The organism is Haematobacter genomosp. 1 (genome assembly GCF_002196855.1).
Lineage (GTDB): Bacteria > Pseudomonadota > Alphaproteobacteria > Rhodobacterales > Rhodobacteraceae > Haematobacter.
Genome location: NZ_NIPW01000036.1, coordinates 1 through 15541 on the forward strand (window position 1 = coordinate 1; position 15541 = coordinate 15541).

Consider the following 15541-nt stretch of genomic DNA (forward strand, 5'->3'; position numbering starts at 1 on the left):
GCTGGCAGGGGTGGGGCTCGCGGCAGGGGTGGCGCCGCTGCGCCCGCACGCGCTTTCCACCGGCATGGCCCGCCGCGTGATGCTGGCCGCGGCCCTGGCGCAGGAGGCCGGGCTGATCGTGGCGGACGAGCCGACGGCGGGGCTCGATCCGCACCACCGCGATGTCATTCTCGACCGGCTCCGCGCAGAGGCGGACCGGGGCGCGGGCGTGCTGCTCATCACGCATGATCTCTCCGCGGCCCTTGCCCGGGCGGACAGGGTCGCGGTGCTGGAAGGGGGGACGCTGGCCGGAGTGGAACCGGCGCGGGCCTTTGCGGACGCGGGGGAGGGGCTCTCGCCCGCCGCCCGTCGGCTCTGGCGCGCGCTGCCGGAAAACGGATTTCTGACCGATGCTTGAAGCCCGCGCCCTCACGCTGTTCCATGGCCGGGCGCTGGTGGTCCGTGGCCTGTCGCTCCGCCTGCCGCCGGGGGGTGTGCTGGGCGTCGAAGGCGCCTCGGGCGCGGGCAAGACGACGCTGGGCCGCGCCCTGGCCGGGTTGCACCCCCCGGCCGGGGGGGAGGTGCTGCTGAACGGCCGCGCGCCGCCGCGGGGTGCGGTCCAGTATCTCCACCCGGAGCCGGGACAGGCGATGAACCCCCGCTGGCGGATCGCCCGGATCGTGGCGGAGGCGGGCAGGCCGGACCCCGCCGTGGCCGCGGCGCTCGGCATCCGGTCCGACTGGGCGGACCGCTTCCCGCACGAGTTGTCGGGAGGGGAGTTGCAGCGCGTCTCCCTGCTCCGCGCGCTAACGGCAGAGCCTGCCTATCTGGTGGCCGATGAGATCACCGCGCCGCTCGACCCGGTGGCGCAGGCGCTCATCTGGCGGGCGCTCCTCTCCATCGCCGCCGCACGCGGGATCGGCATCCTCGCCATCAGCCATGACGCGCCCCTGCTGGACCGGATCGCCGGGGAGCGGCTTTGCCTCCCGCCCCCTGCGACACTGAGGACCGGGGGCGTGGCCCACTACTTTCGTCGCTGTCGACAGCTTTTCTCCTGAACGGTTCTATCTGAAGCCCTCGACCAGCAAGGAGATGGCATGACGACGGGCAGCACAGCGAAGCATCACGTGGTCGTGGTCGGCGGCGGTTTCGGGGGCCTTCAGGCGGTGGTCCGCCTCAAGGGCTCTCCGGTCCGCATCACGCTGATCGACCGGCGCAATCATCACCTGTTTCAGCCGCTGCTCTATCAGGTCGCGACGGCGGCGCTCACCACCTCGGAGATCGCCTGGCCCATCCGCCACCTGCTCCGCGAGCGGAACGAGGTGACGACCCTGCTCGCCGATGTGCAGGGCGTGGATACCCGGTTGCGGGAGGTCATGCTCGATGACGGCAGCCGGGTGGGCTACGAGACGCTGATCCTCGCCACCGGGGCACGGCACGCCTATTTCGGCCATGACGAATGGGAGGAGGACGCGCCCGGCCTCAAGACGCTGGAGGATGCGACCACCATCCGGCGACGCTTCCTGCTGGCCTTCGAGCGGGCGGAGCGAGAGGAAGACCCGGCCCGCAGGCGCGCGCTCCTGACCTTTGTGGTGGTGGGTGCGGGGCCGACGGGCGTGGAACTGGCCGGCACCATGGCAGAGGTCGCCCGCAAGACGCTGGAGGGGGAGTTCCGCAGCTTCGATCCCGCCTCCGCCCGTATCGTGCTGATCGAAGGGGGGCCGCGGGTGCTGCCCTCCTTCCCGGAGGATCTGTCGGACTATACCATGCGCGCGCTGGAGAAGCTGGGGGTGGAGGTGGTGCTGGGCCAGCCGGTGACCGCCTGCGACGCGGAGGGCGTGACATTCGGCGACACCCGCCTGCCCGCCGACACGATCATCTGGGCGGCGGGCGTGCGCGCCTCTCCCGCAGGACAGTGGGTCGGCGCGGAGACGGACCGCGCGGGCCGCGCCAAGGTCGGTCCCGACCTGACGGTGGAGGGGCATCCCGAGATATTCGTGATCGGCGACACCGCCGCGGTCACATCGGACGGCAAGCCCGTGCCGGGCATCGCCCCCGCCGCCAAGCAGCAGGGCGGCTACGTGGCCGATGTGATCGCTGCCCGGCTTCGGGGGCAACCGGCGCCGAAGCCGTTCTCCTACCACCACGCAGGCAGCCTCGCCACGATCGGCAAGCGGCAGGCGGTGATCGATTTCGGCAAGTGGAAGCTGAAGGGCGCGCTGGCGTGGTGGATCTGGGGCCTTGCGCATATCTATTTCCTGATCGGGGTCAGGAACCGGCTGAGCGTCGCGTTGAGCTGGCTGTGGATCTATCTGCGCAATCAGCGGGGATCGCGGCTCATCACCCAGGGCACCGCAACGACCACCACCGCAGGAAACCCCGATCAGGAGGAGCGGGAGGCGAAGGAACAGGAAGCCCGCTGAACGGGGCCTCCCCGATCCGGGCCGCCTGTGCGGGACACGGCGTGCGAGAGGCGGCATTCCGTGTCGGGCGCCACCCCGTCAGACGTGTCGGATCCGCCAGCGGAGCAGCAGCGCCACGACGCCCATCAGCACAGCCGCCGTCAGCACCACACCGTCAAACGCCATGTCGAAGGCCGCATGGGCCAGCGATATGACCTGCGCCGCCATGTCTGGCTCCAGTTTTTCGGCGAGGATCAGCGCCTCGTCGATGCCGTCGCGCGCTATCTCGGGAACGCCCGCCGGGACCGTCATCATCCGGGTATAGATCGCCGACATCAGCCCGCCCAGCATCGCCACGCCAAGCGCGCTGCCCAGCTCGAACGACACCTCCTCGATGGAGGCGGCCATGCCCGCGCGATCCTCCGGGGCGGAGAGCATTATGACGCTGGAGGCCCCTGTCATCGCCGCCCCGAGCCCGAAGCCCAGCACCGCCAGCGCGCCCATCCACAGCCAGCCGGACCCGTAGCTCATCGCAAACAGCCCCAGCCCGAGCGCCGAAAGAAGCAGGGAGAGCCAGAGCACCCGCTCCGCGCCAATGCGCGGCAGGGCAAGTCCGGTCAACGGCCCTGCGGCAAAGGAGGCGAGCGGGATCGGCAGGATCATCAGCCCCGCCTGCAACGGAGAGAAACCCCGCACAAGCTGCAGATGCTGGCTATAGACCAGCTCCGCGCCGACCAGCACGGCAGAGGCGACCAGCGCGGCGATCACCCCGGCGGAGAACCGGCGGCTGGTCATCAGGCGAAAGTCGATGAGCGGCTGCGGCCGGGCGAGTTGCTGGCGGACGAAATGGGTGAGAACCAGCGCTCCGAACGCCAGCGTCACGCCCGCGGTCAGCAGGGAGGCGTCGGCCCGCGCGATCTCCTTGATACCGTAAACGACCGCGACGATGCCCAGCATGATCTGCACCGACCCGGCCAGATCCCAAGGCCGCGTGCGGTTTCCGGGCCGCCGGGGCAGCAGCAGCGGGCCCGCCAGCAGCGCGACCGCCACCACCGGAACGTTCAGCAGGAACACCGACCCCCACCAGAAGTGCTCCAGCAACAGCCCGCCCACGACCGGCCCGAGCGCCGCACCGCCGGAGGCGACAGCGGCCCAGATGCCGATGGCGAAGGCGCGCTCCTTCTCGTCGGTGAAGGTGAGCCGGATCAGTGACAGCGTGGCAGGCATCATCAGCGCCGCGCCCACCGCCAGCCCGACCCTCGCCCCGATCAACAGCCCCGGCGTGGGTGAGAACGCGGCCCAGAGGGAGGCCAGCCCGAAGACCGCCAGCCCCGACAGGAACATCCGCCTGTGGGTCACCCGGTCCCCCAGCGTGCCCAGCCCGGGCAGCAGCCCCGCGACGACCAGCGGATAGGCGTTGACGATCCAGAGCTTCTCTGTCGCCGTGGCGCCCAGATCATGGGTAAGGCGGGGCAGGGCCGTGTGCAGCACCGTCATGTCCACCGAGATGAGGAAAAGCGCGCTGGACAGCAGAGCGAGCACCAGCCAGCGGTTGCGGGGCAACATGAGAAAGATCCTTTTGAAGTCGGCCTGAAGTCGGCAGGTCAGCGAGTCGCAGCCCTTGCGGACCGCGCGCCATTTAAATAAATACGTATGTATTGAAATGGAAGGGGTGAAATGGCCGGACGACCACGAACGATAGACCGCGACAAGGTACTGGACGCGGCAGAGGAGATCGTGATGGCGCAAGGCGCCTCCGGCCTGACCTTCGATGCGCTGGCAAAGGCAGCGGGCATCACCAAGGGCGGGTTGCAATATTGTTTCGGCACCAAGGAAAACCTGATCCGCGCGATGATCTCCCGCTGGTCGGAAGTGTTCGAGGGGGAGGTGACGGCCCTTGCCGGGCCGGACCCCGCGCCGGAGGCACTGATCCGCGCCCATCTCCGCGTGACGGAAGTCGATGAAATCGCCGATCATTCCCGCTCCGCCGCGATGATGACGGCGCTGCTCGAACGGCCCGATCAGGTGGCGTCAAGCCGCGACTGGTATGCAGGCCGCCTGGCGGGGCTGGACCTGTCCCGGCCGGAGGACCGCCGCACCGCAGTCGCCTTCCTTGCGGGTGAGGGGGCTTTCCTGCTCAAGACCCTCGGTCTCGTCAGGTTCAGTGCGCAGGAGTGGACGGCGCTGTTCGCGGATATGCAGAAGCTCACCCAAGGGGAGTGATCGCGGTTCCGCCTTCAGGCTGATGAGGAAGGCTTTCAGCTGTCCGCTGGAGCGGAAATCATTCGCAACCAGACGGACTCCGGGCAGAAATCCACACGTTTCGCGATTTCCAGAGCAGAGAGATGCGACTTCAGAGCTTCAGCCGCACGTCAAGGCGGATCGCCTGCCCCCCTCGCATCCATGGGCGGGAGAAACGTCGCTGCTCACCGGGCAGGGCGGCAGTCTGACAAGGAACGGCGGCGCGCGCCTTATGCAAAGCCGACACTCCTCACCTCGCGGAGACACCGCCGTATTGCACCGGGAGTTCCCAGGCCTCCCGGCGCCCGGCCTCGAATGCCGTCAGATCGGCGGGATAATGCAGCCCGTCCCGCGCCCGGATCGCGGCCTCGTCCGCAGCGCGGCGAAAGACAGCGGCCTCCTCCATATCGCTGAGCGCGGCCAGAGCGGCCAGCGCCTTCTGCAGCCGGACGGATACTTCCAGCTCCGCCGCATCGCGCAGGATGGGCCGGAAGGCGTCTTCCACGAAATCCTTGACCCAGGGGCAGGCGACATGCAGCCGCTCCGATCCTTTCTCGTCCGTCCTTTCGGTCTGGAGCAGGACGACGAATACCCGCTGGATGGCGTTGATGGTCTCGATCACCGTGCCCGGATCGTTGACGGCGGAGGAGAGCGCCCGGCTCGCGATTTCCGACAGCGCGATGAAGCCGAGCCGCGGGTCATCGCCGAAACTCCGGTGACGCTCCACCGTGAACGACCGTCGCAGGCTCTTGACCGCGGCGTCATCCAGCTTGCCCTCTGCGAACAGCACGGGACGGCGGGGATGGATGTAGGTGCCCGCGATGACCGGCAGGTGCAGCGTCAGATCATGCTCCTCCGCCACCTCGATCAACCGGGCCGTGTTGACGCGGACGATGGAGCCAGTCTGATCGACGAAGATCGGCTTTGCCGCCTCCGGCACCGGAACTGCCGGAACGCCGCCGAGACAGGGATTGTACGCATGCTTGCGCGCGACGCGCGTGGCCGCCGTCTCCACCCGGTCGATCACGTCGGACATCCGACCGAAGCTGGTGATATGGGCGATCCAGCCCAGCAGCGTCACCGCGATCAGGATGACGACGCCGATCGTGCCGATGAACAGGATGATCCGGCCCTTCTCATCGTAAAACCCCGTCGAAAGAGCGATGATCCCGACGAGGGAGAAGAGAAAGCTGCCGAGAAATGTGGACAGCGCATTCTGCGCGGTCTGATCCTCTATCAACAGCTGGGTGGAGCGTGGCGTGGCAAGGTTGGTCGCGGAAGAATAGGCCGAAACGACGGCGGTCAGCGAAAATGTCGTCACCGCCAGCATGGAGGACGCGAGGATCTGCAGGATATTGCCCACTGAATCCTGTCCGAGATCGGCATTCAGCTCATCGGGCAGAAACGGCCCGAGGTATTTCGCAGCTATCGCCAGCATGACCGCCAGAATGCTGAACGCCGCCGCCCGAAACCAAATACGCCGCGCCAGCCGCGCGAAAAACAACCGCCAGTCGATCATATGCCTTATCCATGTCCCGGCGCTAAGGTGGTGCGGCTGCGGATGAAGTCCATTGCCGCCGGGAGCTAACCCGCTTTCCTGATCCGGCGGCGCGGAATGTATTACATAATACCAACTATTGTGCATGATGCGGTGTCGCTGGGACGCGATAATGTCATCCCCGAGCAAACCGGAAATGTCACTCGCTGGGGGCGTTGCGCCAAGGGAATTCCCGTGTGAGGTGATGATGAGCAAGCACGAACTTCAGCGGATGCCGCTGCCGTTGCCGATGTCGATGCAGGTGGATGCCGGTGGCCTGACGGTGGATGCGGGGGTCGGAATTTTGGCGTCAGGCTGGCGGTAGATGTTTCGACTTCCAAAGAGACGGCGCAGTGGCGGTTCGACCCCGACCCCGACCCCGCGGTCAACCGGCAAACACTTTGATCCAGATGGCCAAGGCGGGGCTACGCTCTGATGACCGATCCGGGAGTGCTGAACGGATTTCGGCTCTCCCGTGTCCCGCCCCGAACCGTCTCACCGCGAAAACACCGGCTTCACGGCTCTGGCGGCGTTTCAGTCGGAGGCGTCGCGAAAGTCGCCATAAGCCGTCCACCCGCCGTCCACCGGCAGAACGGTTCCCGTGATGGCAGAGGCGGCGGGCGAGGTCAGGAAGACCACCGCGGCCGCCACCTCCTCCGGCAGGATGAGCCGCCCGAGCGGGGTTCTGCGCCGGATCGCCTCCATGTCGATACGTCCGTCTGCCGCGAGTTTGCGGACCAGCGCCGTCTCCACGAACGCGGGTGCGACGGCATTGATCCGCACCCCTCGCCCTGCCCATTCACAGGCGATGCTGCGCGTCATCGCCACGATCCCCGCCTTGGCCGCGCCATAGGCATTTCGCTTGGGCAATCCCGTGATCCCCGCGATGGAGGAGAGGTTGACGATCGCGCCCGTGCGGCGCGCCAGCATGCCCCGCCCGATTTCCCGTGTCATCAGGAAGGCGCCCGTCAGGTTCACATCGACCGAACGGCGGAAGGCGGCGGCCGTCTGCTCCAGCGTGGGCAGATGGCTGTCGGCAATGCCCGCATTGTTGACGAGCACATCCACCGGTCCGATGCTCTCCGCAAGGGCCATGACCTGATCCTCGGCCGTCACGTCGCAGGCGACGCCGCGATGGTCCGGCCCGAGTTCCGCCGCGCGAGCAACCGCTGCATCGCCGTTCAGGTCGGCGATGACGATGTAGTGGCCCGCCTCCGCCAGTGCCCGCGCGATGGCAAAGCCGATGCCGTCTGCCCCGCCTGTCACGACGGCGCGCCGCTTTGCGGCTGCCTGCGCCTCACGCATAGCCGGGCCTCGGCACCAATCCCATCAGGCTCTGCGACAGACCGCCGTCCACCACGATGTCCTGTCCGCTGACATAGGAGGCGCGGCGGGAGGCAAGGAACAGGGCCACATCCGCCATGTCTTCCGGTCCCGCGATCCGGCGGAGCGGCACCATCTCCTCCCGCCGGGATTTCACCCCGGCATCCGCATAGAACGCGGCGGACATGGGCGTCATCACCAGCCCCGGACTCACGGTATTGGAGCGCACGCCCCGCGGCCCCCATTCCTGTGCAAGCTGGCGGGAGAGCATGAGCGTGGCTGCCTTGGAGGGCGAATAGGCCCCGGACTGCGGCTGCGGCTGCGTCCCGGCGATGGAGGCGACATGGACCAGCGCGCCTTCCCCGCGTTGGAGCATTGCGCGACCGAACTCCTGTGCGGCCAGCAGATAGCCCGTGAGGTTGATGCGCAGCATCGCCTCCCAATCCGCGACGGGCAAATGCTCCAGCGCGCCGGGGCGCAGGATGGCCGCGTTGTTGACCAGCACATCCGCCCCGCCGAGTTCCCGCTCGACCTGCCGCGCGGCACCGGCAACGGCCTCCGGGTCGCCCATGTCACAGGCCAGGGCGAGCACACCGCCAAGCTCCGCCGCCGCGCTCTCGGCCGCAGCGCGGTCAATGTCCAGCAGCACGACCCGCGCCCCCTGCCCGGCAAAGGCGGAAACCATCGCCCGCCCGATCCCGCCTGTCGCCCCGGTGACGACGACGACACGGTCCTGCAACCCCAGCCAACTCATCGCCCCGCCTCCGGCGATCGCCGTTGCCCACCACGCTGCTGTTTGCCGTCTGTCATCGCATCCTCCCCCGGATCGGGCGGAAGAATATGCGGGGATGCCGCGCGACCAAATGGACGAACGGCTCTCAATCTTGCACAATTCGCAACGGGGGAAACGGTGTTTCGGGGGGAGCATCATGCCTGACAGGGCAACGACGGTCATACCGCGCTATTATCTTTACGGAGATCAGGGCGCGGATGTCGAAAAGGATTTTCTGCATATCGAGCCCATCCGCGACCGCTCCGGGCCGCATGATTGGACTATTCGACCACATGCCCATCCCGATCACTTCCAGATCCTTCTGCTGACGGCGGGTGGCGGGATGATCCGTGTGGAGGAGAGAAGCCTCGATCTCCTGCCGCCTGCCGTCATCGTCCTGCCGCCCGGCGTCGTGCATGAGATCAGGTTCGAGGAAGGCACGGACGGGCATGTCATCACCGCCGCCCATTCCTTCGTGCAGGCGAGCGCGGTGTCCGACAGGCGGCTGTTCGATGCCGCTCTGCGCGCCGCCGTCTATCCGGTGGAGGGGACCGGCGTCGATCTGGCAGCCTGCAAGGATACCTTCCGCTGGATGCACCGGGAATACATCTGGTCGGCCCCCGGCCGCCATGCGGCGATACAGGCGCTGTTCGCCCGCGCACTGGTCATGGTGCTCAGACTTTCCGTGGCCCATGATGCCGCATGGGCCGGGGCGCCGGGCCATGACCTTCTGGCCCGTTACCGCGCGCTTCTGGAGATGCATTTCCGATCGGAGCGTTCGCTGATCTTCTATGCCGAGGCGCTGGCGGTGACGCCCGCGCGCCTGAATGCAGCCTGCCGGGCGCGAAGCGGGCGGACGGCCTCCGCCCTGCTCTACGAACGGCTGATCATCGAGGCGAAACGCTATCTGGTCTATACGGAAAGCACTGTCGCGCAGGTCGGTCACATGATCGGCTTCGACGATCCGGCCTATTTCAACCGCTTCTTCTCTCAGCGCGTGGGCCTGTCTCCCGGCGCGTTCCGGCTGGCACAGGCGGAGCGGATGACCTAGCAGGCTGCTGAAAAAGCCGGACGCCTGCCCGGACTTGCGTTCAAATCCGGAAAACCGGTCCGGTCACGGGCCCGACCTGCGGTTTCCGCGCGCGCTCCTCGACAATGTGGGGAAGACCTCCGCTCAGGGCCGATCCGGGAGTGCCTTTCCGGCAGCCTCCGAGGCGCAGGTATTCTCCAACCTTTTCTTCCCATCGTCCATTTTCCGCGGCTGTCCGCCGGGTCACTCTGCAGCGGGGAGACAGGGTATTGGCTGCATTTCTGAGCCCGGCCCGCAACATCATTTCACCTTCCGCCATCGTGCGGAGGCATCGGGCAATCGCCCTCCGGTCCCGGGGGGACGACGCGGCCTGACAACGGGGAGGACAGAGAAATGACCATTACCAGACGCACCCTGCTGGGCACCGGAGCTGCGGCGCTGGCGGCGGGGCTTCTGCCCGTCCGCCGCGCCCGGGCGCAGGGCGCGCCGATCCGCATCGGCGTCATCACGGACATGTCGGGTGTCTATCAGGACGTGTCCGGCCCGACGACCGTCGCCTGTGCCCGGCAGGCGGTTGAGGAATTCACCGCCGCCAACCCCTCCATCCCGGTCGAAGTGTTGGTGGCCGATCACCAGAACAAGCCCGACATCGGCCTTTCCATCATCCGGGAATGGTTCGACCGGGGCGGGGTTGACGTCATAACGAACGTCGGCAATTCGGCCGTGGCGCTCGGCGCGATCCCGCAGCTCGAGGAGAAGGACAAGGCCGCCATCATCACCACCGCCGGGTCGTCGGACCTGACGGGCAAGAGCTGCTCCGCACAGCTCGTGCACTGGAGCTGGGACAGCTGGGCGCTGGCGCATTCCACCGCCACATCGACGGTCAACACGGGGGGGACGAAGTGGTTCTTCATCACCGCCGACTATGCCTTCGGCCATGCGGCGGAGGCGGATGCGACCCGTTTCGTAGAGGCGGCGGGCGGCGAAGTGGTGGGTGGCGTCCGCTTCCCCTACGGCTCGACGAGCGACTTCTCCTCCTTCCTGCTGCAGGCGCAAAGCTCCGGCGCGAATACGATCGGGCTGGCCTGCTCCGGCGCGGATCTCATCAACTGCCTGAAACAGGCACAGGAATTCGGCATCCCGCAGTCCGGGGTCAGGATGGCCGCCTTGGTGGGCTTCATTACCGATGTTCTGGGGATGGGGCTGGATGTCGGGCAAGGGCTGTCGCTCACGGAAACCTTCTACTGGGATCTGAACGACCGGACCCGCGCTTTCACCACGCGTGTCAAAGGCAAACTGCCGGAGGGAACCTTCCCCAACATGAGCCAGGCGGGCGATTACGCGGGGGTCATGCACTATCTGAAGGCGGTGAAGGAGATCGGGGTCGAGGCCGCCAAGGCGTCCGGCCGCGCCACGATAGACGCAATGAAAGCCATGCCGACGGATGACGATGCCTTCGGACAAGGCGTGATCCGCGCGGATGGCCGCAAGATCCACCCGGCCTATCTCTTCGAGGTGAAGTCGCCCGCTGCCGTGACCTCCCCGGGCGACGTGTTCACGCTGAAAGCCACGATCCCGGCGGAGGAGGCCTTCCGCCCGATGGCCGAAGGCGGGTGCAAGCTGATACCCGCCTGACCGCTGCTCGGGATCGGCCTGCCGTCCGGTGCAGCAGGCATCGGCGCCCGGTTCCGTTCGGCGGGCAACATACCTCACGGGTCGCGGTCACAGGTGAGAGCACCCGGCCACGACCCGCTCTGTGGGGGTCTGCGGCCGTGATCCTCGCAACCCCGTGGGCCGAACGATCCGCGCTGGTGGCTCCCTGGCAGGCTGCTGAAAAGGCCGGGCAGCTACCCGGGCTTGCGTCTAAAACCGGAAAATCTGTCCGGTCACGCGCCAGAACTTGCGGTTTCCGGGGCGCATCTCAACGGTGTGGGAAAGATTTCCGCCCCGGGGTAGTCATGCAATGCTTTTCAGCAGCCCCTTGGTCTCCCGCAAGCGCTCAATGCCCCCTGCTCCCGGGCGGCGGCTTCCGTCTCCAGCATAGGCCTGTGGACGCAGGGCGCGCCGTGCATCCTGTCATTCCTCAGTCTGAAGGTGTGTTGGAGCTTCATCGTACCGGCGATAGGCAGGGCCGGATTGTCCAACCACGGAACGTGCCTGCTCAGCCTTCGGGCGGAATGGCCCGGCGTGTTGCCATCGCAAGGGTTCTGGGCGTCAAGCCGGGCGTCCTTTCGACGGAGGAACCGCTCGGCATGCCGTCACCCGAGCCAGTTTCCAGACTCGATCTTTACCGCAGTGATATGCTCTGAAATCGAGGTGGATTTCAGACCATCAACGCGCTCAGATGAGGGCGTGGTTGCCGAGGAGAACAGCTCCGGCGCATGTCTCTGGCACACACACTCCGCCCGCACGCACGCAGATACTGGATGGGCTGGCGAACCGGCATGACCCTCGCTTTCCGTCACCCCGAGGGACGCGGTGGAAAAGGAGGTGATGATGCAAGACCCCCTCCCCCGCGGGCGCCGCAGCGCTGGTGGCCGCCAATCCCTCCGCGCCCCGGCTCTTTTCCATGCTATATCCGTCTCGTCAGGGGGAGAGCGGTATGGCGCGACGGGACGAAAAGGGAGCGGCCAGCCCGCTGGTGACAGGCCCCATCGGCACAACGCTCCTGCTCTTTGCGCTGCCCACGCTCGGCTCCTCGGTCCTGCAGTCGGCGAATGGCTCCATCGATGCGGTGTGGGTGGGGCGGCTGCTGGGAGAGGACGCGCTGGCGGCGACCACGAATGGCAACCTTATCATGTTCATGCTGACCGCCTTTGTGTTCGGCTTCGGCATGGCGGCGACGATCCTTGTGGGGCAGTCCTTTGGCCGGGGCGACCTTGACGGCGCGCGACGCGTGGTCGGCACGGCGCTCGGCACATTCGTGCCGCTGGCGGTGCTGGTCTCCATAGCGGGCTGGTTCTTGGCGCCGCGGCTGCTGGAAGTGCTCGGCACGCAGGAACAGATCACGCCGCTCGCCCGCGATTACCTGCGCGTCACGTTTTTCGCGATGCCGGCGATCCTGATGCAGACCATGCTGATGATGGCGCTCCGCGGCAGCGGCGACGCGATCACTCCGCTGGTCTTCATGGCCCTGTCGGTGGTGCTGGACGTGGTGCTGAACCCGGTTTTCATCCTTGGCCTCGGCCCCGCGCCTGCCATGGGGATCGGCGGCTCGGCCATGGCGACGGCGCTGGCAAACTACATCAGCCTGCTGTCCATGCTGGTCTATATCTATGCGCGCGACCTGCCGCTCCGGCTCCGCGGCGCGGAGCTGAGCTACCTCCGGCCCGCGCCCTCCGTGCTGAAGATCATGCTTCGCAAAGGGTTGCCCATCGGCATCCAGATGATCGTCGTCTCCAGTTCCATGCTGACCATGATGACGCTGGTCAACCGTCTGGGCGTGGATACGACGGCCGCCTTCGGCGCGACCCAGCAGCTCTGGACCTATGTGCAGATGCCGGCCATGGCGCTTGGCGCGGCGGTGAGCGCCATGGCCGCGCAGAATATCGGCGCCGGCCGGTGGGACCGTGTCTCCCGCGTGACGCGGGCGGGGGTGTGGTTCAACATCGTGCTGACGGGCGGGCTGGTCGCGGTGCTGGCGCTGGTGGATGACAGGGCGCTTGGCCTGTTCCTCGGGCCGGACAGCCCGGCCATCCCGATCGGCCAGCATATCGGCGCGCTCGCGACCTGGGGGTTCATCGCCTTCGGCGTTTCCATGGTGCTGTTCGGCACGGTTCGCGCGAACGGGCAGGTTGTCTGGCCGCTCATCATCCTGTTCGTGTCGATGTACCCGGTGCGGATCGGCGTGGCGCTTGGCCTGCGAGGGTGGCTGGGCCCCGATGCGCTGTGGCTGAGCTTCCCGGCGGCGATGGTCTCCACCATGCTGATGGCGACGGCGCTCTACCTCCACGGCGGCTGGCGCAAGGAGGCCGACATGCGGGTCGAGGACGACCTTGCCCCGTCGCAGACCGTCATGATCTCGGAGGCCGCCCCGCCCCACAACCCCTCCGCCCCTGATGCCCCGGCAGTTCCCGTCAGGACGACCGGGAGCGCACCTTCCGCCTGATGAAACGGTGGTAGAGAAAGGCCGCGCCCCCCGCCAGCACCAGCACCAGCACCAGATGCTTCACTACATGCAGCCGGCCGAACGCCGCCTCTATCCCCGTGCCGAACCAGTAGCCCAGCGTCACGAAAAGCCAGCCCCAAACAACCGCGGCCAGCGCGTTCAGCACCACGAAATGCGAGGCGGGATAATCGGTTGCGCCGATGGCGATCGGGCTGATCGTGCGCATGCCGTAGATGAAGCGGAAGCCGAAGACGAAAGCGGCGGGGTGGCGGTCGAAGATCGCGCGCGCATGTTGAAACCCGGCGCTGCCGGTGAGTTTCCGCACATGGGCGTTGTCCCGCAGGTAGCGCCCCGCCAGAAACCACGCCTGATCGCCCACAAAGGATCCAAGCGCCGCCGCGGCCACGGCCGGCCAGAAGTCCAGCAGCCCCCGATGCACCGCCGCACCGCCGATCATCGTCACCGTCTCCCCCTCCAGCGCCGCACCGGCAAAGAGCGCGGGCAGGCCGTAGTCGGCGATCAGGCTTTCCATCGTCATCCCGCGTCCCCCTTGTCAGTGGTCCCGTCAGTGGTCCCGTCAGTATACCCCGCGAGTGTCTCCCGTCAGTGTCCCGTAAGCCGGTCCGCCAGCGCGGCGAGGCGGGAAGTCCGCGTGACCCCTGCCCGTGCCTCCTGCCGGTCGGCCTGCCGATAGAGCCCATACATGCCCATGACCCCCAGCCAGCGGAGCGGCTCCGGCTCCCACCGGCGCGTGTCGTGGTCAACCCAGGGCAGCCCCGTCCGTTCCGTGCGCCTGTCGAGCAGCAGGTCCGCCAGCGTCCGCCCCGCGAGATTGGTCGTGGAAACGCCAAGGCCCACATAACCGCCCGCCCGCCCCATGCCGCTCTGTGCGTCGAAGGAGACGGCCGCGCACCAGTCGCGCGGCACGCCCAGCACACCGCACCACGCATGGTCGAGCCGCAGACCCCTTGTCTGCGGGAGCATGTTGCGCAGGATGCGGCGCAGATCGGCGATGGTCGCGGCCTGCGTCTCACCGCGATGATCCAGCGCCGAGCCGAAGCGGTAGGGCACGCCCCGCCCGCCCATGGCGATCCGGTTCCCCGCCGTCCGCTGCGCATAGCAATAGGCGTGGGCATTGTCGGCAAGGAGTTCGTGCTCGCGCCAGCCGATCTCCTCCCACAGGGCATCGGGAAGCGGTTCCGTCACCACCAGCGCGCTGTTGAGCGGCAAGAGATCGCGCCGCCGCCCCGGCAGGCGGGGGGTGAAGCCCTCCGTCGCGATGACGATCCGGCCCGCCGTGATCCGCCCGCGATCCGTGGTGACAACCCCCGGCGCGATGGCTGTCACGGCGGTCTGTTCATGGATGGCGACGCCCCTCCGCTCCACCGCCGCCGCAAGGCCGCGCACGAGCTTCGCGGGCTGCACGCGCGCGACCCCATGGGTCACCAGCGCCCCCTCCGCTCCGGCGACGCGGATGCGGGACCGCGCGGCCTCCGCCCCGATGCGGGAGAAGCGCTCCGTCGGCACCTGCCACGCCCGCGCCTCCGCGAGCGAGGCGTCTAGGCGGGAAAGCTGCGCGGGGTTGCAGGCGAAGGTCAGCAGATCGGTCCGGCGGATGTCCGCGGCAATCCCCTCCGCCTCCGCGACGCGGATCACCTCCTCCACCGTCGCGCGGAGCTGGGCCTCCATCGCGATCACCCCGGGCCGGTCGCGGTAGCGCTCGCGCGACCAGCCGAACTCGCCGGAGCACCAGCCGCCGTTCCGGCCCGAGGCACCGAAGCCCGCGAACTCCTTCTCCACCACCGCGATGGAAAGCCCCGGCTCCGCCGCCTTCAGGTAGTAGGCCGTCCAGAGACCGGTGAACCCCGCGCCGATGATGCAGACATCCACCTGCCGGTCGCCATCAAGCGCCGGTCGTGGGGCGGGTACGCCCCCCGCATCCGCGAACCAGAAGGAAACCTCACCGTTCCGCATGGCACCCGTCCCGCCGGGCAGATACGCCCTGCCGCCCCGGTGCCATCCCGCCCCGGCGCGGGAAGGACCGCCTCCACAGGCCCCCGCGTGCCGTCGCCGGGGGGCTTGGCGGGGGCTTTGCCGCGGGGCTTGCCACCCGTGGGCCGGGATCGCCGGCCGCGAAGGGGTTGGCGCC

The 15541-nt window shown here is 67.8% G+C and carries 13 protein-coding genes; 7 read left to right on the forward strand and 6 right to left on the reverse strand.

Features of this window, described 5'->3' with window-relative positions; translation table 11 throughout:
• The 3 genes from CDV49_RS16600 to CDV49_RS16610 all read left to right on the forward strand — a co-directional run.
• The coding region (locus tag CDV49_RS16600; protein WP_143413190.1) for an AAA family ATPase at window positions 1–397 on the forward strand (397 nt) is incomplete at its 5' end.
• Window positions 390–1037: an ABC transporter ATP-binding protein gene (locus CDV49_RS16605; protein WP_088216523.1), complete on the forward strand. Its 648-nt coding sequence runs from the start codon at window positions 390–392 to the stop codon at window positions 1035–1037. The genes CDV49_RS16600 and CDV49_RS16605, both read left to right, overlap by 8 nt.
• A 39-nt stretch (window positions 1038–1076) precedes the next feature.
• Window positions 1077–2402 (forward strand): NAD(P)/FAD-dependent oxidoreductase, encoded by a 1326-nt coding sequence (locus tag CDV49_RS16610; protein ID WP_088216524.1) that lies wholly within the window; start codon window positions 1077–1079, stop codon window positions 2400–2402.
• Window positions 2403–2480: 78 nt separating this feature from the next.
• Here the strand turns inward: CDV49_RS16610 and CDV49_RS16615 are convergent, their stop codons facing one another.
• On the reverse strand, window positions 2481–3947 hold the full coding sequence (locus CDV49_RS16615) for an MFS transporter (protein WP_088216525.1): 1467 nt from the start codon (window positions 3945–3947) through the stop codon (window positions 2481–2483).
• 111 nt (window positions 3948–4058) lie between these two features.
• On the opposite strand from CDV49_RS16615, the gene CDV49_RS16620 reads away from it, so the two are divergent.
• The gene (locus CDV49_RS16620) at window positions 4059–4604 is read left to right on the forward strand and encodes a TetR/AcrR family transcriptional regulator (protein ID WP_088216526.1); all 546 of its coding nucleotides are present in this window, start codon (window positions 4059–4061) and stop codon (window positions 4602–4604) included.
• A 268-nt stretch (window positions 4605–4872) separates the two neighbouring features.
• Here the strand turns inward: CDV49_RS16620 and CDV49_RS16625 are convergent, their stop codons facing one another.
• The 3 genes from CDV49_RS16625 to CDV49_RS16635 all read right to left on the reverse strand — a co-directional run bounded on the left by CDV49_RS16625 (window position 4873) and on the right by CDV49_RS16635 (window position 8236).
• The gene (locus tag CDV49_RS16625) at window positions 4873–6141 is read right to left on the reverse strand and encodes a DUF2254 domain-containing protein (protein ID WP_179209246.1); all 1269 of its coding nucleotides are present in this window, start codon (window positions 6139–6141) and stop codon (window positions 4873–4875) included.
• Window positions 6142–6693: 552 nt separating this feature from the next.
• On the reverse strand, window positions 6694–7464 hold the full coding sequence (locus CDV49_RS16630; protein WP_088216528.1) for an SDR family NAD(P)-dependent oxidoreductase: 771 nt from the start codon (window positions 7462–7464) through the stop codon (window positions 6694–6696).
• A complete protein-coding gene (locus CDV49_RS16635; protein ID WP_088216529.1) occupies window positions 7457–8236 on the reverse strand; it encodes an SDR family NAD(P)-dependent oxidoreductase in 780 nt (259 codons plus the stop codon). The genes CDV49_RS16630 and CDV49_RS16635 overlap by 8 nt, the downstream gene beginning before the upstream one ends.
• A gap of 175 nt (window positions 8237–8411) precedes the next feature.
• Between CDV49_RS16635 and CDV49_RS16640 the strand changes: the two genes are divergently transcribed.
• The 3 genes from CDV49_RS16640 to CDV49_RS16650 all read left to right on the forward strand — a co-directional run bounded on the left by CDV49_RS16640 (window position 8412) and on the right by CDV49_RS16650 (window position 13392).
• Entirely contained in the window at window positions 8412–9305 is an 894-nt protein-coding gene (locus CDV49_RS16640; protein ID WP_088216535.1) for a helix-turn-helix domain-containing protein, read from the forward strand.
• A gap of 372 nt (window positions 9306–9677) precedes the next feature.
• Complete coding sequence (locus tag CDV49_RS16645) at window positions 9678–10919, forward strand: ABC transporter substrate-binding protein (RefSeq protein ID WP_088216530.1); 1242 nt, start codon at window positions 9678–9680, stop codon at window positions 10917–10919.
• Between the two features lie 967 nt (window positions 10920–11886).
• Window positions 11887–13392 (forward strand): MATE family efflux transporter, encoded by a 1506-nt coding sequence (locus CDV49_RS16650; RefSeq protein ID WP_088216531.1) that lies wholly within the window; start codon window positions 11887–11889, stop codon window positions 13390–13392.
• On the opposite strand, the gene CDV49_RS16655 is transcribed toward CDV49_RS16650, so the two are convergent.
• Window positions 13361–13930 (reverse strand): DedA family protein, encoded by a 570-nt coding sequence (locus CDV49_RS16655; RefSeq protein WP_088216532.1) that lies wholly within the window; start codon window positions 13928–13930, stop codon window positions 13361–13363. The two genes, CDV49_RS16650 and CDV49_RS16655, sit on opposite strands and share 32 nt — an antisense overlap.
• A gap of 65 nt (window positions 13931–13995) precedes the next feature.
• On the reverse strand, window positions 13996–15366 hold the full coding sequence (locus tag CDV49_RS16660; protein WP_088216533.1) for an NAD(P)/FAD-dependent oxidoreductase: 1371 nt from the start codon (window positions 15364–15366) through the stop codon (window positions 13996–13998).
• Between the last annotated feature and the right edge of the window lie 175 nt (window positions 15367–15541).